The organism is Pseudomonas sp. SED1 (genome assembly GCF_034044025.1).
GTDB lineage: Bacteria > Pseudomonadota > Gammaproteobacteria > Pseudomonadales > Pseudomonadaceae > Aquipseudomonas.
The window spans coordinates 1-20,155 of the sequence record NZ_JAXCIS010000187.1 but is presented as its reverse complement, the minus strand read 5'-3'; the positions used below and the strand labels follow the sequence as shown (position 1 = coordinate 20,155).

Below are 20,155 nucleotides of genomic sequence, written 5' to 3'. Positions count from 1 at the left end.
CTACAGTGGTCAGGCGGCGACATTTTTCTGATTTGTCCGCACCGGCCCAGAACGCTCTTCAATCTGCCGTTTGAGGTCATGCCGCAGCCCCACCAGAAACGCCAACTCCGCCACCACAAACAACGGCCCCACGATCAACCCGGACACGTCATCGACAAACGCCGGCTTGCGCCCCTCGTAGTAATGCCCCACAAACTGGATCACCCAGCCCACCACGAACATGCCGATGCCGCTGCTCAGCCACACCAGCGTGCTTTGCGCCGCCAGCACATGCCCGGCCCACACCGACAGGCCCATCAGCACGGTCATCAGCACACCGAGTGCCAGCTCCAGGCGCAAATAGAACCACGCCGAGAACAGTGCCAGCAGCACCGCAGGCGACAGCCAGAGCCCGGCCACCGTCCATTCGGGGCGTGACAGCAGCACGGCCACGGCCACCAAAATCAGCGGGATGCCGATAAAGTGGCTGGCGATATTGCGCGGGTCGCGGTGGTAGGCGGCGTATTGACTGAGATGGTCGACGAGGCTTTTCATTGTTGTTCCTCCTGTAGGATGTTTGATCATGCCCTGTAGGCCCGCGACACACTGTCAACTGGCCGACAATCTTCGGAGTTCGCATGGATGTAGAGAAGTGGCACCCACGGCTGGCCACCGGTCACTGGTACAGCCATCTGCCTGCTGACTTACAGAATAGCTTGCTGGCCAGCGCCCGGTTGCGGCAGCTGACGGCGGGGCAGTACCTGTTCAAGCGCGGCGATCCGCCGTGTGGGTTGTACGCGGTGCTGGAAGGCTCCCTGCGCATCAGCGCGGTGAACGAGCAGGGCAAGGAGGCAGTGTTGAGCCTGGCGGAGTTGCCATACTGGTTCGGCGAGATCTCCCTGTTCGACGGGTTGCCCCGCACCCACGATGCCTGCGCCGCCGGGCCTTGTACGTTGTTGCAGGTGCCGCAGCCGGCCTTGCTGCACATCCTTGAACAGGCTCCGCGTTATTGGCGCGACATGGCCCTGCTGATGAGCCAGAAGCTGCGCCTGACCTTTATCAATATCGAGCAATTGAGCCTGATGCCGGCGTCGGTACGGGTAGCGCACCGCTTGCTGATGATCGCCGAAGGCTACGGCGACATCGAGCAGGTGCGGCAGGTGCTGCAACTGCCGCAGGAAGACCTCGCCGCGATGTTGAGCCTGTCGCGCCAGACCACCAACGCGCTGCTCAAGGACCTGCAGGGCCAGGGCATCCTGCGCCTGGGCTATGGCGAGATCGAAATCCTCGACCCGCAGCGTTTGCGCGAGGCGGCGCACGCCTGAGGGTGGTAGCCTGCGTTTACGATTATTCGAGGTGTGTTATGCGCGTCCTGTTGGTGGAACACGAGTCAGAGGCGGCCGAGGCGATGGGCCGCAGCCTTGAAGAGGCCAGTTACACGGTGGAGGTGGCGGCCAATGGCATGGCGGCCCTGCGCTTTGTGGAAAACACCGAATACGACCTGGTGATCCTGGATGTGATGCTGCCGGGGTTGAATGCCTGGAAGCTGCAGCAGGCGATTCGGTTGAAAGGTGAGACACCGATGCTGTTTTTGACCACGCCTGACGGGATTGAAGACCGGCTGCGTGGGCTGGAATTGCATGAGGATGATTATTTGCTCAAGCCGTTTGAGGCCCGGGCGTTGGTGGCGCGGGTGAAGAAAGTGTTGCGGCGGGATCGTGGGCGCTGATTGATTCTGGCTTTTGTGGTGTTTGATCGACCGCTTTCGCGAGCAAGCCCGCTTCCACATTTGACCGCATTCCAAAGGATGTACTCGGTCAAATGTGGGAGCGGGCTTGCTCGCGAAGAGGCCCACACAGCCACCGCAACTCCAGCTACCTCAACCCATCCCGAAACTGCCCCGGCGTGATCCCGGTCCAGCGCTTGAACGCCCGGTTGAAACTGCTGGTATCGGCAAACCCCAACAAATGACTGATCTCCGCCAGCGAGCACTCGGGGTCCCGCAGGTGCAGCAGCGCGAGGTTCTCCCGGCACTCATTGAGCAGCGCATCAAACCGGCAGCCCTCATCCGCCAAGTGCCGCTGCAAGCTGCGCAAACTCAAATGCAACGCCTGGGCGATGCGCTCGGCACTCGGCTCACCGTCGGGTAACTGCGCTTCAATGGCCGAACGCACTTTGCGCTCCCAGGTCAGCGGTCGCAGTTGTGCCAAGGTGCGCTTGAGTACGGTTTCATTGTGTTCGGCCAACTCCGGGTTGGCATCATCCAGATGACTGTCAAAGTCCTGGGCGGCGAATTCCAGACGGTCTTCCTCGGCGGCGAAAAAAACGGGTGCACGAAACACCGTGTGCCACGGCTTGGGATCGGCCGGCTCGGGCCGCCTCAGGTATACCGCCAGCGGCGCATAATCCCGGCCCAGCCGATTACGGCAGGTACGCACATAAATCGCCGCAAACGCATCAATCGCCTCAAACGCCGGTGCGGGTGTGCCGGCAGGCTGTTGCAGGCGAAAACGATAACGATCACCCTCCCGGCTAAGCTCCAGGCTCAGGGCATCGCTGACCACCTGGTGATAGCGCACGATCCGCTCGAACACTTCCCGCAGGCTGCCGCTGGCCACCAGCGCGTAACCCAGCGCATGAAAGGTGGTTGGGCTGACAAACCGCGACACCCGCAAGCCAATCGCCGGGTCGCCACTGGCCTGCACCGCCAGTTCCCAAAGACGCGTGGTGGCCGACAACGGATAGCGCGCGTTGGGATCGTCCATCTGCTGCGGGTCGAGCCCGGCCTGGGCGCACAACGCGGCGCTGTCGAGGCCCAGGGCGTCGAGTTGCTTGCGCAGGGCGCGGGTCCAGCTGGCGAGGGAGGTCGGTTCGGTCATGTTGATTGGCGCTTGCGGTCAACAGGTTGGCGTGTGGGGCTAGCGTCCCGCCAGATCGCATAGGGCAGGATGTACGCATCAATAAGACAGAGGATGGAAGCATGGACGGTACTTCTGCAAGCCCCCGGCAGATGAACGCACAGCAGCGTTCAGCGCATATTCGTGAAGTGGTGCTGGCCGAGGGCCTGTTATTGCGCCAGCGCCACCCGTGGCTGCTGCATCAGGACGCGTTGGGTGCGGGCATCCTGGCCTTTGCTCTGGTGGGCATGCTGGGTTCAGCGTCGCTGTATATCACCGGGCACATGGCGTGGTGGGTGTGCCTGCTGCTCAACGCGTTCCTCGCGTCATTGACCCACGAGCTGGAACACGACCTGATCCACAGCATGTACTTTCGCAAGCAACGCCTGCCCCACAACCTGATGATGGGCCTGGTGTGGCTGGCGCGACCCAGCACCATCAACCCTTGGGTGCGACGCCACATCCACCTCAACCACCACAAGGTGTCCGGCAGCGAAACCGATATCGAAGAGCGTGCAATCACCAACGGTGAACCGTGGGGCCTGGCCCGGTTGCTGATGGTCGGCGACAACATCATGTCGGCGCTGATCCGGGTGCTGCGCGCACCGAACTGGAAGCACAAGCTGGGCATTCTCAAGCGCACGGCGCTGGTCTACGCACCGCTGGCGCTGCTGCATTGGGGCGCGTGGTATGTGTTCCTGGGCTTTCATGCCGCCAATGGCATCGCCAGCCTGCTGGGCGCGCCAATCGACTGGTCAGCCAACACCCTGGCAGTGATGCACATCATCGACATCGCCGCCGTGGTGATCATCGGCCCCAACGTGCTGCGCACCTTCTGCCTGCATTTTGTCAGCTCCAACATGCACTACTACGGTGACATCGAGCAGGGCAATGTGATCCAGCAAACCCAGGTGCTCAACCCGTGGTGGTTGTGGCCGTTGCAGGCGTTCTGCTTCAACTTCGGCAGCACCCACGGGATTCATCATTTCGTGGTCAAGGAACCGTTCTACATCCGCCAGATGACGGTGAAAACGGCGCACAAGGTGATGGCTGAAATGGGCGTGCGATTCAACGATTTCGGCACCTTTGCGCGGGCCAATCGGTTTGAGCGCGCCACCCATTCATCGGTGGCGATCAATCCGGCTGAAACGGCGACGCGCTGAGGATTGCGCCTCGTTAGCAGGCAATAAAGGCCAGGGGCAGGTCGCGGATCTGTTCCCGAGCCGGCGGCTGGTAGTGGTCGTCGCTGATCAGTTCGTGCAGCAGTTCTTCACGCAACTGATGGAAGTCGAAACTGCTGCGCTGGCGCGGATGGGGCAGGGCGATGTCCACCACCTGCTTGATCCGCCCCGGGCGGGGCTCCATGACCACCACGCGGTCGGCGAGAAAAATCGCTTCTTCCACGTCGTGGGTCACCAGGATCGTGGTGATTTTCGCCCGCGCGCGGATGGCCAGCAGCTCGTCCTGCATCTGCTGGCGGGTCAGGGCGTCGAGGGCGCCGAAGGGTTCGTCCAGCAGCAGGATGCGCGGGCTGGCCACCAGGCCGCGGGCAATTGCCACCCGTTGTGCCATGCCGCCGGACAGTTGGTGCGGATAGGCTCGAGTGAAATCAGTGAGGCCCACCAGCTCGATAAAATCGCCGATGCGCTGCTGCTTTTCGGCAACGCTCAGGGGCGCGTTGACCAGGCCCAGGCCGATGTTTTCTTCCACCGTCAGCCAAGGGAACAAACGGTGTTCTTGGAACACGATGCCGCGCTCACCACCAATCCCGCTGACGGCCTTGCCATCGACGCTGATCTGGCCGCGAAACTGTGTGTCCAGGCCCACCAGCAAGCGCAGCAGGGTGGATTTTCCACAGCCGCTGGAGCCGACGATGGCGACGAACTCACCTTCGGCGATATCCAGGTTGAATTCGCGGATGGCCTCCAGTTCGAAGCCGTCGACGTCAAAGGATTTGCCCACATGGGTGAAGCTGACGATAGGTGCGTTCATGCGTGTCTCCAGCGCGTGGCGCGGGTTTCGATGCGTTGGCCGATAAGGTTGAGAGCGGCGCCGGTGAGGCCCACCAAGAGCATGCCGCTCATGATCAGGTCCATGCGCAGCAGTTGCTGGGCACCGATCATCAGGCTGCCGATGCCGCCGTTGGACGGCATGAAATATTCAGCGCCGATGGTGCCCAGCCAGGCGTAGATCAGGCTCAGGCGCAGGCCGGCAAAAATCCCCGCTGCCGCACCCGGCAGCACCAGGCGGCGCAGGCGCTGGCCGAGGCTCAAGCGCAACACCTGAGCTGCTTCATTCAGTTGTGGGGACAGGTTGAGCACGCTGCGTTGAGTGGCGATAAACAGCGGGAAAAACGCGGCCAGGGCGATGAACACCCACTTGGCCAATTCGCCGAGGCCGAACCAGGCAGTGAGCAGCGGGACCCAGGCGAAAATCGCAATCTGGCGCAGGGCGGCGAGCGTCGGGCCGAGTACCCGTTCACTGGTGCGCGACAGGCCCAGCAGCAAGCCGACGATGAAGCCCAGGCCGCCGCCCAGTACCAACCCACCCAAGGTGCGCCCGAGGCTCAGGGCCAGGGCGCTGACCAGGCTCATGTCCAGCACCCCGGCAACGGTGGTTTGCAGGACGGCCCATGGGCTGACCAGGATGTTCGGGTCTACCCAGGCCTGCTGTGTTGCCAGTTGCCACAGCGCCACTAAACCCAGCGGCAGCAGCCAGGGTTGCAGGCGTTGCCAGCCTTGGTAGCGCGGGCCACGGCGAATCTGTGCGGTGGCCGGATGCGGCCAGTGCACCCACTTGCGGTCCAGCCAGCCGACGCCCCGGTCCATGACCACGCCCAGCACGCCGATCACCACGATGCACACGAAGACGATATCCAGCATGAACAGTTGCCGCGCCCACACCATCAGGTAGCCGATGCCCTCACTGGAGGCCAGCAACTCTACGGCCAGCAACGAGGTCCAGCCGGCGGCCAGGGCCAGGCGCACACCGGCCATGAACGCCGGCAATGCGGCCGGCAGAATCAGGCGACGGATCAACAAGTGAGAGGGCAGGCGCAGCACCCGTGCGGCTTCACGCAGGCCGGGCTGGGCGTCGCGCACCCCCACCAGCGTATGCAGCGTGATCGGCACCACAATGGCCTTCACCAGCACCACCAGCTTGAGGGTTTCGCCAATTCCGAAAAACACCATGAATAGCGGGATCCAGGCCAGGGTCGGGACCTGCGACAAGGCGCTGAACGTCGGGAACACCAGGCGCTCCGCTCGGGGACTGAAACCCAGCAGCGCCCCCAGCAATGCTCCGGCACTCACGCCCGCCAGCAAGCCCCAAAACAGCCGTTGCAGGCTGATCGCCAAGTGGCTCCACAATTCGCCGCCGGCCAACTCCACCGCGCTGCTCCAGACCAGCGACGGTGCGGGAAGGATCTGCTCGCTCATCCAGTGATTGCGGCTGGCCAACCACCATAGGGCGAACAACACCAGCGGCAGCAGCCAGGGCAACAGGCGTTTGCCCAGTTGCGGCCAACGTGGCTGCCGCCCTTGGGCAGGGGCCGCCAGTGGCAGGCTCAACAGCGAGATTCGGGCCATGGATGACCTCCGTTGTCCGGTGGGCTTTATGTTTTTTTGATCTTATAAACAAACAATCAAGACGATTGAGGGATAAGAAAAGCCATTAAAAGCCGCTACCTGACACGCATCCAATGCATTTGGAGAATATTTTCCATGCTGTTGATGCATAGCCTTCTGGGGCCTGCGTTTGGCCGCCTATAGATCTGAAAGCTATTAAATTGTGAATTTATAGTATTTATAGTTTTGACCCGCTTATGCCTACTTTCTGCTCCCCAGGCTACCGCCGCCCTCAGGAGCACCCCCTATGAAGCTGCCCTTCAAACGCTTGATCACCCTCGTTGCCGGCACGGCGTTGGCCGGGCTGGTGCAGGCTGCCGACCTTAAGGAAATCCGCATCGCCGTGCCCGACCTCACCGCCGGTACCCAACACAGCGGCGGTGGTGTAGTGGACGTGCTGCGCCAACAGCAGATCTTCGAAAAGGCCTTCGCCGACCAGGGCATCAAGATCCAGTGGAATTTCTTCAAGGGCGCGGGCCCCGTGATCAATGAAGCTTTCGCCAATGGCCAGGTGGACCTGGCCTACCTGGGCGACCTGGCGGCAATCATCGGCAAATCCAACGGCCTCGACACACGCCTGTTGAGTGCCAGCGCCCGAGGCGTCAAACATTATCTTGGGGTGGTGCCGGGTTCGGGCATCAAGACCCTGCAGGACCTCAAGGGCAAGCGTGTTGCGGTGTTCCGCGGCACCGCCAGCCAACTGTCATTCGACAGTGCATTGGCCAGCCAGGGCTTGAGTGAAAAAGACCTGAAAGTCATCAACCTGGACTTCAACGCCGCCGTCGCCGCACTGGCCGCCAAGCAGATCGACGCGACCTGGGGCAGTTCGGGCCTGAGCGCATTGCAGGCCAAGGGCCTGGCCGAAATCCCGTTGAGCACCAAGGACCTGGGCGACGCCGGCAGTATCCAGAGCGTGCTGGTGGGCAGTGGCAAATTTGTCGATGAGCATCCCGAAGCCGTGGCCACGCTACTCAAAGCGCAGCAGCAAGCAGTGCAATGGCTGACCGATGACAACAACAAGCAGGCCTACATCCAGTTGGTGTCGGGGCTGGCCAGTTATCCACCGGTGATTCTCACCAATGATTTGCAAGACCAGAAACTCAGCGAGATATTCCCGTCAACCCTCGACCCGGTGTTCCTCGCCAAATTGCAGGACAAGGTGGATCTGGCCTCGCAGCAGCGGTTGATCCGCAAGCCGTTCCAGGTGAGCGATTGGGTGGCGCCGAAGTTGGCGGCAGCCGGAATCTGAAGGCCCCCTATCGCAAGCTTCCTTCGTAGCGGGAGTGAGTGTGGCGGTGCACTAGACCGCCACACTCACCTCCTGCTGATCCACTGCCACCAGCGTCTCGATCATCGCCTTCGCCGCCGGCGACAAGCGAAAACCGGTGCGGCTGACGATCCCGCAACGAGCATTCAGGCTCTCCAGGTTCTGCGGCAGGTTGCGCCAGTGCAGCAGCACCAGCTCACCTTTGGCAATGTCCTCGGCAAACGCCTCTTCGGTGCCCACGCCAATCGCATTCGACTGCAACACGATCTTCACCAATGCCGGGAAGTGTTCGGTGTGAATGCTCGGTGAGAAATCCATGCGCCCGCTGAGATTCGCCAGCAGTTTGCGAGTGCCTTGGGAAATCAGCGGCGCGGCCAACGGGTAATCAAACATGTCGTTGGTCGACAGGCTGTCCTTGGCCAGCAGCGGGTGCCCCGGGCGGCAGAAAAACACCCCGCGTTTGGGCGTCAGTGGCCGGGTCTGAAAGTTCGGGTCGGACTCGAACTGGCGGATGTCGGCGATAAAAAATTCGATCTCTTCACGGCTCAGGCTACGGCTGAGTTTTTCCCAGTTATCCACCTGGAAACTGGTGCGGATTTTCGGGTGCGCGGTGATAAACCGCGCCACCGCATCCGGCACCAGTTTCACCGCCGGCGCCGGGCCGCAACCGAAGCGCAGTTCGCCCGCATCGAGCTTGGTCATGCGCGTGACTTCGCTGCTCAACAAGGCTGCGCCGTGCACCAGGGTCAGGGCGTGTTGCAACACCACCTGGCCTTCGGGCGTGGGGCGCAGGTCCTTGTTGCCACGGTCTACCAGCACGCAGCCGAACTCCTGTTCCAGCCCCTGGATGCTGCGGCTGAACGCCGGTTGGGTGATGCCCATGGCGTCGGCGGCACGCACAAAACTGCGGTGCTCGTTGAGGGCAATGAAGTAGCGCAGTTGGCGAAGATCCATATGCTTTCCTGGCATTTTAAAAATAGGTCGAAGGCATTTGCGACCGGGGGAGCTGAGGTTTTAAATGCAAGCTCTTATTCCGTCAACGAAGCATTCGTTCATTCGCTAGACCTAAAATGCATATGAATAGAGCCTTGTTGCACGCTACTCCCAACCGAAAGCTGGCACATGAGGGTCATCACCATGAGCAACGCCGCACTAGCTGTTCAACCCGTCGCCCTGACGCTGGATATCCACCCGGTGGCCGGACGCATCGGCGCCGAGATCCGTGGCATCACCTTATCCGGCGGGCTGGACGCCGCCACTGTCGAAGCCATCCAGCAGGCGCTGGTGCAGTACAAGGTGATCTTCTTCCGCGAGCAGACCCACCTCGATGACCAGAGCCAGGAAGCCTTCGCCCATTTGCTCGGCGAGCCGATTGCCCACCCCACCGTACCGGTGCGCGACGGCACGCGGTTCCTGCTGGAACTGGACGGCGCCCGTGGCCAGCGCGCCAACTCGTGGCACACCGACGTAACCTTCGTTGATGCCTACCCGAAAGCCTCGATCCTGCGTTCGGTGCTGGCGCCAGCCTCCGGTGGTGACACCGTCTGGGCCAACACCGCGGCGGCCTACAACGACCTGAATGCCGAACTGCGCGAACTGGCGGACAAGCTCTGGGCCGTGCACAGCAACGAATACGACTACGCCGCGCGCAAGCCGGATGTGTCGCCGGAGAAGCTGGAGGAGTACCGCAAGATCTTCACCTCGACGGTCTACGAGACCGAACACCCGGTGGTGCGTGTGCACCCGGTCAGCGGCGAAAAGACCCTGCTGCTGGGGCACTTCGTCAAACGCCTGAAGGGCTATTCACAGGTGGATTCGGCGCACCTGTTCAACCTTCTGCAAAGCCACGTCACTCGCTTGGAGAACACCGTGCGCTGGCGCTGGAACACCGGCGACGTGGCGATCTGGGACAACCGCGCCACCCAGCATTACGCAGTGGACGACTATGGCACCCAAGAACGCATCGTGCGCCGGGTAACGCTCAAGGGCGATGTGCCGGTGAGCGTGCAGGGGCAGCGTAGCCAGACCACCCGCGGTCTATAACTCCAACGCAAATCCCTGTGGCGAGGGAGCTTGCTCCCGCTGGGGCGCGAAGCGGCCCCAAAAAAATGGGACTGCTACGCAGTCCAGCGGGAGCAAGCTCCCTCGCCACAAAAGCTTATCGGTCGTTTCGGGTCACCAGACCCCGATCTGCACCACCTTCTCCGCTTCCGGCTCTCCATACCTGAACCATTGGCCACGCAGATCAATCTCGGCGTGGCTAATGGTGGTGCGCCGTTTCAAGCCTCGCAGCCATTCGAACAGATAACCCCGATGCGCCTCGCGCACATCCGCGTGCGCCGGGTCGGTGCCCAGGTCATGCAATTCCTGCGGGTCATTCTGCAAGTCGAACAACTGCGCGCGGTAACCGTCGTAGGCCAGGTATTTCCAGCGTTCGCTGCGCACCATGGTCATGCGGCAGCGGTCGATGGGCTGGTCCAGGCGTTCCCGAGCCGGGGCCTGGAAGGCGTAGTCGTATTCGGCGATGGCGTAGCGGCGCCAGGTGATGTTTTCACCGTGCAGCAGCGGAATCAGCGAGCGGCCTTCCAAGCGGTGTTCGGCACCGGGTAATCCCAGCGCTTGCAGGAATGTCGGCAGCGCATCGATGGTTTCCACCAGGCGCTCGTCCACCGAGCCACGGCTGATATCGGCGGCAGCCCGAGGGTCGCGCACGATCAGCGGGATGCCTACCGCGGGCTCCAGCAGGAATTCCTTTTCACCGAGGAAATGATCGCCGAGGAAGTCACCATGATCGCTGGTAAACACGATCAACGTGTCGTCCCAGCGGCCATTGCTTTCGAGAAAATCAAACAGCCGGCCGAGTTGATCGTCCACCTGCTTGATCAGGCCCATGTAGGTCGGAATCACGTTAAGCCGCACTTCGTCCCGGGAAAAATTCAGGCTCTCCTGATGCTGGCGGAAGGCGTGGTACACCGGGTGATCACTTTCCTTTCCAGGCGCTGGCCGAATCGGTGCCTGTACATGTTCAGCCGTATACAACGCGTGGTACGGCGCCGGGGCAATGTAGGGCCAGTGCGGCTTGATGTACGACAGGTGCAGGCACCACGGTTGCTCGCCTTGCTCGGTGATGAAGTCGATGGCGCGGTCGGTGGTGTAGACGGTTTCCGAGTGCTGTTCTTCCACCCGCGCGGGCAGGTGAGCGTTGCGCATGTGCCAGCCGCTGAGGATCTCCCCGGATTTACCGGCCGCCGCGTTTGCCCATTCGTGCCAGGGGTTGGTGCCGTCGTAGCCCTGTTCGCGCAAGTAGTGGGTGTAGGGCGCGGATTCACGTTTTTCGGTGAACAGCGGGCTGTCGGGGAAGATCCCGTCGTGGCGAAAATAGGCTTCGAAGCCGACCTCATTCAGCGGTTCTGCCTGGGCACTGTCGGGGTCGATGTCCAGGCGTTGCAGGGCTTCGAGATTGGGTGTGGCGTGGGTCTTGCCCACCAGTGCGGTGCGGATGCCGTGGGGCCGCAAATAGTCACCGATGGTCAGTTCTTCCAGGGGCAGTGGCACCGCGTTCCAGGCCACCTGATGGCTGCTGACATAGCGCCCGGTATAGGCCGACATTCGCGACGGGCCGCAAATCGTGCCCTGGGTGTAGGCTCGGCTGAAGCGCACGCCGGCGGCGGCCAGGCGGTCGATGTTGGGGGTGTGCAGATGGGCGTGGCCATAGCACGACAGGTAATCGCGGCGCAGTTGGTCGCACATGATGTACAGCACATTGCGCACGGGTTTGGGTTGGGACATGAGGCTTCACCGAACGGAGGACAGGCGAACGATTTCGCCGCTTGGCGGGCCTTGAAGCAAGTGCATTTGGGGAATGGGTTTTATGCAGTGAGTGCATTTGTTTGGCGACTAACGCTTTCGCGAGCAAGCCCGCTCCCACATTCGATCGCGTTTCTACAGGATGTACGCGGTGAAGTGTGGGAGCGGGCTTGCTCGCGAAGGCGGTCGCTCAGACAGCAAAATTCTCCAGCGCGCACACCTCTTCATCCTGCTCATCAATCACCTTGATCTGCTCGATCATCGCCTCCGCCAGCGGTGACAGCCGATACCCCGCACGACTGACAATCCCATAGCGGGTGTAGCGCTCCTCCAGGTCTTCCGCCAAACCTTCAATTCGCAGGCACACCAGCTCGCCACGGGCCATGTGCAGTACGTCGCTGTTGGCGCTGACGATGCCGATAGCGTCCGAACGCAGCACCACGCCCAGCAGGCTGTAGCCGTTTTCGCATTCGACGTTGGGCGTGTAGTCGGGTCGGCCGCTGAGGTCGACGATGACCTTGCGCAGGTTCGGCGGGCGAATCGTCACCGCCAGCGGATAGCTCATCAGCTCGGCAGCGGTCACGCTTTCCAGGCCTGCCAACGGGTGCCCGGCGCGGCAGCAGAAGTGCCATTTGCGCGGGCGCAAGCGGTGGGTCTGGTAATCCGGGTGGGCCTCGAAATGCCGGGTGTCGGCGACGAAAAATTCGAACTCTTCGCTGAGCAGGCGCTTGCTCAGGCTTTGCCAGTCGTCCACCTGGAACTGCACCCGGGCCTTGGGGTAGCGCCCGATAAAACTGCCGATGGCCCTCGGGATCAAACCTGCCGCTGGCGCCGGGCCGCAACCGAAGCGCAGCTCACCCGCCTCCAGCCCGTTGAACTGGCTGATCTCATTCGCCAGTTGTTGGGCACCGCTGACCAGCCGCCGCGCATGTTCGAGCAGTACCTGGCCTTGCTTGGTCGGCGCCAGGTCCTTGCGGCCACGGTCTACCAGCTGGCAACCGGCGCTGAGTTCCAGCGCCTGGATGCTGCGGCTGAAGGCCGATTGCGACAGGTTCACGGTCACCGCCGCCGCGACAAAACTGCGTTGCTCGGCAAGGGCGATGAAGTGGCGAAGTTGGCGCAGGTCGATATGCATTTTTCACATTGAAAATATCGGGGAAATGCATTGGCTATGCATTAGGTCGACTCCTTATAAAGGCTATCTCTTATGCAGTAAATGTTTGTAAAAACATAAATAAATAGCCTTTAGGAATATGCGATCCAGCGTATTTCCTGACACCGGAGCCGCTTATGAGCCTGTTGAATCGCGCTGTCCCTCCCTCTCCCTGGCGCCTTAAACGCCTGCCGATGGCGCTGTTGCTGGCGGGCAGTGCCGGTTGGTCCAGCAGCCAGGCGGCCGATGAGCCCGCGCCGGCGCCCAAGGGTGAGAACGCCAGTGGACAGTTGGAAACGGTCACGGTGACGGCGCGGCGGCGTACCGAAAGTGCCCAGGACGTGCCCACGCCCATGAGCGTGATCGGCGGCCAGGCCCTGGAGAGCCAGCGGGTCTACCGGATTCAGGATTTGCAGCAGCTGGTGCCCAGCGTCAACGTCGCCTACATGCATGCGCGTCAGTCCAGCGTGTCGATTCGCGGGCTGGGGAACAACCCGGCCAGTGACGGCCTGGAAGGCAGCGTGGGGCTGTACATCGACAACGTGTATCTGGGGCGGCCGGGGATGGCCGTGTTCGACTTGATGGACATCGAACAGCTCGAGGTTCTGCGCGGCCCCCAAGGCACGTTGTTCGGCAAGAACACCACCGCTGGGGTGATCAATATCAGCACCCGTGCGCCGAGTTTTACTCCGGAGCGCAGCATTGAAACGTCACTGGGCGAGGACGGTTACTTCCAGACCAAGGGCACGATTTCCGGCCCGCTGACCGAGGATCTGGCGGGACGTTTTTCCGCGTACCGCACCCGCAGCGACGGCGACATCAAGAACGAGTACGACGGCCACGACCTCAATGGCGGCTCGCGCCAGGGCTTTCGCGGCCAACTGCTGTACAAGCTCAGCGACACGTTCAACCTGCGCTGGATCGGCGACTACAACGAAGAGGATTCCAGCGCCGGCACCCGCGTGCTGTACAGCACCGGGCCGACCATCAATGGCACCAACCTGTATCAATCGCGGGCGGCGGCGGCAGGCGCGACCCTGGTCGACGGCACGCACCGCAAGGTCAACCTTGACAGCGACCAGCACGTCACCGTGTTTCAGGGCGGCACTTCGCTGGAAGCCAACTGGACGCTGCCCAGCGACTTCACCCTGACCTCAGTCAGCTCGTACCGCTGGTGGAATTTCACCCCGCGCAACGACGACGGTCTCAATGTACCGGCCTCCTACAACGCCGGCGTGTCGGTGGAAGACAAGCAGTGGTCCCAGGAATTTCGCCTGGCTTCGCCCACCGGTGGCTTCTTCGATTACGTGCTCGGCGCCTACTACTTCGGCTCCGACCTGGACAACAAATCCTTCGCCTATTACGGGCCCAAGGCCGACATCTGGAACGGCACGCCCACGGGCGCCTTGAACAACGTCAGCAGCGTGGGCAACGGGCATATCCGCACCGACAGTTTTGCGCTGTTCGCCCAAGGCACCTGGCACCTGACCGAGCGCCTGGACTTCACCGCCGGCCTGCGGGGTACCTATGAACAGAAAAGTGCCTGGGTCACGCGCAACGCACCTATTGGCGGCGCTGCGGTGACCGGTGCGGCGGCCACTGCACGGCGCGGGCGAGCAGGGGCATATGACTCCGGCGACCTCAACCAATACAGCACCAGCCCGTCCGGTTTGTTGAACCTCAGCTATCGCTTCAACGACGACCTGCTGGGCTACGCCACCTTGTCCCATGGCGAGAAATCCGGCGGGGTCAACCTGGCGGTCGGCTCCGCACCCACGGCCGGGCCGGACTCGCTGTTGATCGGTACCGAGCGCGCCAACAATGCCGAATTGGGTTTCAAAAGCACCCTGTGGGACCGCCGCCTGCAACTCAACGCCAACCTGTTCTGGACCCAGGTCAACGGCTACCAGACCAACGCCTACGACGACAGCAACCGCGTGCAGTACCTGACCAACGCCGGCTCGGTGCGCTCACGGGGCGTGGAGGTGGAGAGCACGCTGATCCCGATCAAGGGCCTGACGCTCAACATCAACGGCTCGTACAACGACGTGCAGTACCTGTCGTACAAAGATGCGCCGTGCCCGCCGGAAGTCAGCCTGCGCCCGGGCGCGCCGGCTTCGTGCGACTTGAGTGGCCACCAAGTGGTGGGCGCTTCGAAGTGGATCGCCAACGCCAATGGCGAATACAAATGGAACCTGGATAACGGCTTCGAACCCTACGTCACCGCCAGCTATGCGTTCCGCTCCAAGGCCGTGGGCACGGTGGAGGATTCCGATTACGGGCAGATCCCGGCCTACGCGGTGGTCAACCTCTCCACCGGCCTGCGGGGTAACTACCAGCAGGGGCAGTGGGACGTGTCGTTGTGGCTGAAGAACGCGTTCGATAAGACCTACTACACCACCCTGTGGACCGGCGGTAACGGGGGGTATGAAGGGCTGTTGGGCACCCCGCGCACGCTTGGGGTGACCGGGCGTTACGACTTCTAGGCCGCCACGGGAGCGGGGCGATAAGTCGCCGGGCTGAACACCCGCGTGAGTATCAGCATCGCCACCACCGTCAGCGTCAGCACCAGCCAGGCGCTGACGAAACTGCCGGTCAGTTCCCGCAGCCAGCCAGTCAGCCATGGCGAGATGGCGTTGATCAAAAAGCCCACGCCCTGGACGAACGCCGCCAGCTGGCCGGCTTCCCGAGGGTCGCGGCGGTGATCCAGGGTCAGCAGCAGGCTCAGGGCAAAACACGCCCCAAGGCCGAAGCCGATCAACGCCACCCACAGGTGCGGGAATTGCAGCGGCGCTGCCAGCAGGCCGATATAGCCCACGGTCTGGGCTAGCAGGCTGATGCTCAGCAGCGGCCGACGATCAATGCCGCGTTGCGCCAGTGCGGGCATCAACAGCGCGGCGATCACCTGGAAGATCGTCATGAACGCCAGCAGCGAACCACTGGGCAATACGTCCCAACCCAACTGCTGATAGTAGGCCGGCAACCACGCGACCATGCTCATGTAGCCGCAATTCACCAGGCCGAAATACAGCGCCAGCAACCACGCCCGACGGTTGCGCAGGCCCTGGAACGGCGCCGTCACCTGCGAGTTTTTCGCCGCGCCCAATGGCAGCCACGCCCACAGCAACAGCGCGCCCAGGGCCGGTAGCAGCCAGATCCCGAGCCCCGCCTGCCAGTGCTGGAAATGCCCCGCCACCCACGGGCTGAGCAGCGCCGCCAAGCCACCGCCGCCCATCAGCGACGCCGAGTAAACCCCCATCGCCAGCGGCACGCGCTGGTGAAACTGGCGCTTGATCATCGCCGGCACCAGCGCCTGGATCAGCGCCACACCCGCGCCGCCGAACAATGCCGTGGCCAGCAACGCCGGCGCCTGGCCAAACAGCCAGCGTGCGAGGCACGCCAGCAGGATCATCATCAAACCCAGGGCGATCCCGCGACGTTCTCCCAGCTTCGCCTCCAGGCGCACACCCACCAACGCCACCAGCCCCATGCAAATCACTGGCAGACTGGTGAGCAGGGCGCTGCTCTGGAAACTCAGCCCGGTGGCCAAGCGGATTTCCCCCAGCAATGGGCTGATGGAGCTGAGGATGGGCCGCAGGTTCAGGCCCAGCACTACCAGCAAACCCCAGCCGGCGAGTTTGCCGGCGAACGAATTATTCAGCGTCATGCAGGGCCTGCCATTCACCGTAAAGGGCTTGCATCGCCGCCTGTGGCAGATGCTGCACGGGCAATTTTTGCTCCGCCAAAGGCAACGTCATTTGCTGGTAGATCGCCGCTGTCGACAGGCCAAAAGGTGCTGCCACTTCGTTGCTGGCGGCGAATACCACGCGGGACACGCCGCACAGGTACATCGCACTCAGGCACATCGGGCAGGGCTGGCCGCTGGCGTAGATCACGCAGCCTTCCAGGCGCGGGCCGAGTTGTTGGCTGGCGGCGCGGATGGCGAGCATCTCGGCGTGGGCGGTGGGGTCCTGGCTCAAGTGGATTTCGTTGACCGCTTCCACGAGCACCTTGCCGTCGCGCACCAGGACCGCACCAAACGGGCGGCCACCGGCGGCTACGTTCGCCTTCGCCAGTTGCACGGCGTGATGCAGATGCTGCTGATCGTCAGTCATGGAAAACCCCTCGTGCGCAATGAGGCGTGAAGTATGGGCAGCCGCCGGAGTATTCTGAAATTAAATATAACCATGCCAATCAGTGGCAAATGGAATGGTGAGGCTCATGTTCGATCCCGTCTTATTGCGCAGCTTTGTTGCCGTCGTCGATTGCGGCAATTTCACCCGCGCGGCTGAGCGCCTGCATCTGACCCAGTCCACGGTCAGCCAACAGATCCGCCGCCTCGAAGACGCACTCGGCAGCCAGGTGCTCGACCGTGATCAGCGTCGCGTGGTGGCCACGGTGGAGGGTGAACGCTTGCTGGCTTATGCGCGGCGCATCCTGGCGCTGCACGAAGAGGCGGCTGACGTGCTGATCAACCAGCAGAGCGATGGCGTGCTGCGCCTCGCGGTGCCCGAGGACTTTGCGGCTGAGCGCTTGATGCCATTGCTGTCGGCGTTTGTGCAGGCTTATCCACGGGTGCGCCTGGAGGTCACCAGCGGCTTGGGGCCGGAGTTGCTGCGGGATTATCGCGGCGGTGAATTCGACGTGCTGCTGGTCAAGCAAATGGGCGACAGTGATGACTGCCTGGCGTCTTGGCCAGAGCCGTTGTGCTGGGTCGACAGCCGCAGTGCGCCCTCTCTGGGACGTGATCCGTTGCCGCTGGTGGCGTTTCCTGCCGGTGGCCTGTATCGCAATGAAATGTTGCATCACTTGGAGGTGGGTGGCTGGCGCTGGCGCATCGGTTATTCCAGCGCGAGCCTGGCCAGCGTGTGTTCGGCGGTGGCGGCGGGGCTGGGAATCAGTTTGCTGCCGGTGCGGGTCTTGCAGCCCGGGCATGTGGTGTTGGGCGCAGACAGCGGTTTGCCGGCGGTGCAGGGTGTGCGGCTGGCGCTGTATGGCCGCAATGGTCTGGGCGCGGCGGGGCAGGCGTTGCTGCGCCAATTGCAGGATTTATGTGCCAGCAATCCCCGCTGAGCCATGCCTTCAGCGAATATTTTGTATGCCTCAAAAGCATTCGAATTTTACGCCTCGGCGCCAGCCCGCGCAGGCCGTGGCTTTGGCGTATCTGGATGTTTCGGTTATTCAATTTGGATCTATCTATAACTTTAAAGATTACTTTAAGAGATAAGCGTCTGGCCCCGATGATTCAGCCCTCGACGGCCGCCAAGGCAGGCCCGTCGGTTTTTTTGCTTAAGACCGCAGGGGAGTTAATCAATGGGCAATGTCCAGACCGCCGCCAGTGCACAAGAGGCGCAATGGCGCCACGCACCGGGTGGTGAGTTGGTCGACCTTGGCCGGCCGCATCGCGCGCCGTTGGGGCAGTTGCGTACGCAGAAAACCCCCAAGGGTGTGCTGAGTCGGCGTGAAGCGATCCTGTTGGGGATTCTCGCGTTGGCCTTGCATGGTGCGGTGATCTATTGGGTCAGCCAGAAGCCAACCCCGGTGCTGCCGATTGTGCCGCCGGAAATTCCGCCAATGACGATCGAATTTTCCCAGCCGGCGCCGCCGGTTGTGGAGCCGCCGCCGGTTGTGGAGCCGCCACCGCCCGTGCCGCCACCGCCGCCACCACCGGTTGTCGAGCCACCGCCACCGGTGGTTGATGAATTGGCCGCCAAGCCGGCGCCGAAAAAGATTCCGAAACCCAAGCCGGTACCGAAGCCTGTGCCCAAGCCCGCACCGAAACCGGTCGCTGAGCAGCCGCCCGCGCCGCCTGTACCTGCGCCACCGGCTCCAGCACCCGCACCGCCTGCGCCAGCGCCGGTAACACCGGCCTCGGCCAACGCCGCGTACCTGAAGAACCCGGCGCCCGAATACCCGTCACTGGCCCAGCGCCGGGGTTGGGAAGGCACGGTGTTGTTGCGGGTGCATGTATTGGCCACCGGCAAACCGGGTGAGATCCAGATTCAGAAAAGCAGTGGTCGCCAGCAGCTCGACGACGCCGCACTGGCTGCCGTGAAGCGCTGGAGTTTTGTACCGGCCAAGCAGGGCGATGTGGCCCAGGACGGCTGGGTCAGCGTACCGATCGATTTCAAGATTCATTAATTATTGGATGCGGTGTGTTGGACACATCGCGACCTGCACAGAGGGAATACATCATGGCATTAGCATCTCCAACTGAGTCCATCGAAAGCGCGGTGATCTGGCTGCTGGTGGTTTTTTCGGTCGCCACCTGGGGCTTGGCCCTGCTCAAGGGCGTCCAGTTCGGCCGCCTCAAGTCCCAGGATCGCAAATTCCATAAACAGTTCTGGGCGGCCTCCAGTCTGGATTCGGCCGCTGAACTGGCGGAAACCAGGCCGGGCGCTGCCGCTCGTGTGGCCCAGGCCGGTTACGCCGCGATTCAGGTGGGTGAGGCGCCACACGCTGCTGACCTGAGCCAGGCGATCAATCATCAGGACCGTTTGGAACGTGCACTGCGCCAACAAATTGTGCGTGAGCGTCGCTCCCTGGAAACCGGCCTGGCGGTGGTCGCGAGTATCGGCAGTACGTCGCCGTTTATCGGTCTGTTCGGTACCGTTTGGGGGATCATGGAAGCCTTGAAAGGCATCAGTGCCGCCGGCTCCGCCAGCCTCGAAACCGTGGCGGGGCCGATTGGTGCCGCGTTGGTCGCCACCGGTGTGGGTATCGCCGTCGCGGTGCCGGCGGTGCTGGTTTACAACTACTTCCTGCGTCGCCTGAAACTCACGGCTGCGGACCTGGACGACTTTGCCCATGACTTCTACAGCCTGGCACAGAAGAACTCGTTCCGTGTGCTGCTGCACCCGACGTTGAGCAAAGCCGGTGCCCAGGGCGGCGTGCAAAAAGTGAAGGAGGCGTCCTGAGATGGCCTTCTCCACGCAAGACAGCGATGAGGTGCTGAGTGAGATCAACGTCACGCCGTTGGTGGATGTGATGTTGGTGCTGCTGGTGGTGTTTATCGTCACGGCGCCGTTGTTGACCAATGCGATTCCGATCAACCTGCCCAAGACTGAGGCTGTGGCGCCGGTGGAGCAGAAAGACCCGCTGGTGGTGAGTATTGATGCTGCGGGCAAACTGTTTATCAACAAGGATGAAATCCAGCCGGATTTGCTGGAATTCAACTTGCAGTCGGCCAAGGCCAAGGACCCGGATGTTCGGGTGCAACTGCAGGCTGACGATGGAGTTAATTATGGCGAAGTGGCGCGAGCCATGGCGTCTATCGAGCGCGCGGGGATTACCAAGCTGTCGGTGATTACTGCACGTTAGTTTCAAATGCCTCGACAATTTTTTGGCCGTTTCCTTGGCAGGGTGCGGCCTTTTTTTTGGCTTTTTCGGGGGGGGACATATCCGTTATTTAGGTAACGGCCACCTA

The 20,155-nt window shown here is 62.3% G+C and carries 19 protein-coding genes; 10 read left to right on the top strand and 9 right to left on the bottom strand.

Annotated elements, in window-relative coordinates; genetic code table 11:
• Nucleotides 1–9: 9 nt before the first annotated feature.
• Nucleotides 10–534: an Mpo1 family 2-hydroxy fatty acid dioxygenase gene (locus SNL23_RS24125; protein WP_318303815.1), complete on the bottom strand. Its 525-nt coding sequence runs from the start codon at nucleotides 532–534 to the stop codon at nucleotides 10–12.
• 83 nt (nucleotides 535–617) lie between these two features.
• On the opposite strand from SNL23_RS24125, the gene SNL23_RS24120 reads away from it, so the two are divergent.
• Both SNL23_RS24120 and SNL23_RS24115 read left to right on the top strand, forming a co-directional pair.
• Nucleotides 618–1,304 carry a Crp/Fnr family transcriptional regulator gene (locus SNL23_RS24120; RefSeq protein ID WP_318303814.1) on the top strand — a complete coding sequence of 229 codons (687 nt, stop codon included), beginning with the start codon at nucleotides 618–620 and terminating at the stop codon, nucleotides 1,302–1,304.
• 38 nt (nucleotides 1,305–1,342) lie between these two features.
• Complete coding sequence (locus tag SNL23_RS24115; protein ID WP_076015543.1) at nucleotides 1,343–1,708, top strand: response regulator transcription factor; 366 nt, start codon at nucleotides 1,343–1,345, stop codon at nucleotides 1,706–1,708.
• 145 nt (nucleotides 1,709–1,853) lie between these two features.
• On the opposite strand, the gene SNL23_RS24110 is transcribed toward SNL23_RS24115, so the two are convergent.
• Nucleotides 1,854–2,858: an AraC family transcriptional regulator gene (locus SNL23_RS24110; protein ID WP_318303813.1), complete on the bottom strand. Its 1,005-nt coding sequence runs from the start codon at nucleotides 2,856–2,858 to the stop codon at nucleotides 1,854–1,856.
• Between the two features lie 101 nt (nucleotides 2,859–2,959).
• Here SNL23_RS24110 and SNL23_RS24105 point away from each other — a divergent pair, with 101 nt between their 5' ends.
• The gene (locus SNL23_RS24105) at nucleotides 2,960–4,039 is read left to right on the top strand and encodes a fatty acid desaturase (RefSeq protein WP_318303812.1); all 1,080 of its coding nucleotides are present in this window, start codon (nucleotides 2,960–2,962) and stop codon (nucleotides 4,037–4,039) included.
• Between the two features lie 13 nt (nucleotides 4,040–4,052).
• Here the strand turns inward: SNL23_RS24105 and SNL23_RS24100 are convergent, their stop codons facing one another.
• Nucleotides 4,053–4,868, bottom strand: a complete 816-nt coding sequence (locus tag SNL23_RS24100; RefSeq protein ID WP_318303811.1) for an ABC transporter ATP-binding protein — start codon at nucleotides 4,866–4,868, stop codon at nucleotides 4,053–4,055.
• Nucleotides 4,865–6,463, bottom strand: coding sequence for an ABC transporter permease (locus tag SNL23_RS24095; protein WP_318303810.1), 1,599 nt, complete (start codon nucleotides 6,461–6,463; stop codon nucleotides 4,865–4,867). The genes SNL23_RS24100 and SNL23_RS24095 overlap by 4 nt, the downstream gene beginning before the upstream one ends.
• A gap of 286 nt (nucleotides 6,464–6,749) precedes the next feature.
• Here SNL23_RS24095 and SNL23_RS24090 point away from each other — a divergent pair, with 286 nt between their 5' ends.
• A complete protein-coding gene (locus SNL23_RS24090) occupies nucleotides 6,750–7,751 on the top strand; it encodes an ABC transporter substrate-binding protein (protein ID WP_076015538.1) in 1,002 nt (333 codons plus the stop codon).
• Nucleotides 7,752–7,802: 51 nt separating this feature from the next.
• Here SNL23_RS24090 and SNL23_RS24085 read toward each other — a convergent pair whose 3' ends face one another.
• The gene (locus tag SNL23_RS24085; protein WP_076015537.1) at nucleotides 7,803–8,723 is read right to left on the bottom strand and encodes a LysR family transcriptional regulator; all 921 of its coding nucleotides are present in this window, start codon (nucleotides 8,721–8,723) and stop codon (nucleotides 7,803–7,805) included.
• 183 nt (nucleotides 8,724–8,906) lie between these two features.
• Between SNL23_RS24085 and SNL23_RS24080 the strand changes: the two genes are divergently transcribed.
• Nucleotides 8,907–9,812, top strand: a complete 906-nt coding sequence (locus tag SNL23_RS24080; protein WP_318303809.1) for a TauD/TfdA dioxygenase family protein — start codon at nucleotides 8,907–8,909, stop codon at nucleotides 9,810–9,812.
• Between the two features lie 132 nt (nucleotides 9,813–9,944).
• Here SNL23_RS24080 and SNL23_RS24075 read toward each other — a convergent pair whose 3' ends face one another.
• Together SNL23_RS24075 and SNL23_RS24070 are read right to left on the bottom strand one after the other, a co-directional pair.
• Entirely contained in the window at nucleotides 9,945–11,558 is a 1,614-nt protein-coding gene (locus SNL23_RS24075) for an alkaline phosphatase family protein (protein ID WP_318303808.1), read from the bottom strand.
• A 208-nt stretch (nucleotides 11,559–11,766) separates the two neighbouring features.
• Nucleotides 11,767–12,711, bottom strand: coding sequence for a LysR family transcriptional regulator (locus SNL23_RS24070; RefSeq protein WP_318303807.1), 945 nt, complete (start codon nucleotides 12,709–12,711; stop codon nucleotides 11,767–11,769).
• Between the two features lie 155 nt (nucleotides 12,712–12,866).
• Between SNL23_RS24070 and SNL23_RS24065 the strand changes: the two genes are divergently transcribed.
• Complete coding sequence (locus SNL23_RS24065) at nucleotides 12,867–15,215, top strand: TonB-dependent receptor (protein ID WP_318303806.1); 2,349 nt, start codon at nucleotides 12,867–12,869, stop codon at nucleotides 15,213–15,215.
• Here SNL23_RS24065 and SNL23_RS24060 read toward each other — a convergent pair.
• On the bottom strand, nucleotides 15,212–16,396 hold the full coding sequence (locus SNL23_RS24060) for a CynX/NimT family MFS transporter (protein WP_318303804.1): 1,185 nt from the start codon (nucleotides 16,394–16,396) through the stop codon (nucleotides 15,212–15,214). The two genes, SNL23_RS24065 and SNL23_RS24060, sit on opposite strands and share 4 nt — an antisense overlap.
• The gene (locus SNL23_RS24055; protein WP_167665670.1) at nucleotides 16,383–16,844 is read right to left on the bottom strand and encodes a nucleoside deaminase; all 462 of its coding nucleotides are present in this window, start codon (nucleotides 16,842–16,844) and stop codon (nucleotides 16,383–16,385) included. The genes SNL23_RS24060 and SNL23_RS24055 overlap by 14 nt, the downstream gene beginning before the upstream one ends.
• Before the next feature lie 106 nt (nucleotides 16,845–16,950).
• On the opposite strand from SNL23_RS24055, the gene SNL23_RS24050 reads away from it, so the two are divergent.
• The 4 genes from SNL23_RS24050 (at nucleotide 16,951) to SNL23_RS24035 (ending at nucleotide 20,049) form a co-directional block, all read left to right on the top strand.
• On the top strand, nucleotides 16,951–17,802 hold the full coding sequence (locus tag SNL23_RS24050) for a LysR family transcriptional regulator (protein WP_167665671.1): 852 nt from the start codon (nucleotides 16,951–16,953) through the stop codon (nucleotides 17,800–17,802).
• Nucleotides 17,803–18,042: 240 nt separating this feature from the next.
• On the top strand, nucleotides 18,043–18,870 hold the full coding sequence (locus SNL23_RS24045) for an energy transducer TonB (RefSeq protein WP_318303803.1): 828 nt from the start codon (nucleotides 18,043–18,045) through the stop codon (nucleotides 18,868–18,870).
• A 50-nt stretch (nucleotides 18,871–18,920) separates the two neighbouring features.
• Complete coding sequence (locus SNL23_RS24040) at nucleotides 18,921–19,646, top strand: MotA/TolQ/ExbB proton channel family protein (RefSeq protein WP_167665676.1); 726 nt, start codon at nucleotides 18,921–18,923, stop codon at nucleotides 19,644–19,646.
• A 1-nt stretch (nucleotide 19,647) separates the two neighbouring features.
• Nucleotides 19,648–20,049 carry an ExbD/TolR family protein gene (locus SNL23_RS24035; RefSeq protein ID WP_003218118.1) on the top strand — a complete coding sequence of 134 codons (402 nt, stop codon included), beginning with the start codon at nucleotides 19,648–19,650 and terminating at the stop codon, nucleotides 20,047–20,049.
• Nucleotides 20,050–20,155: the final 106 nt, after the last annotated feature.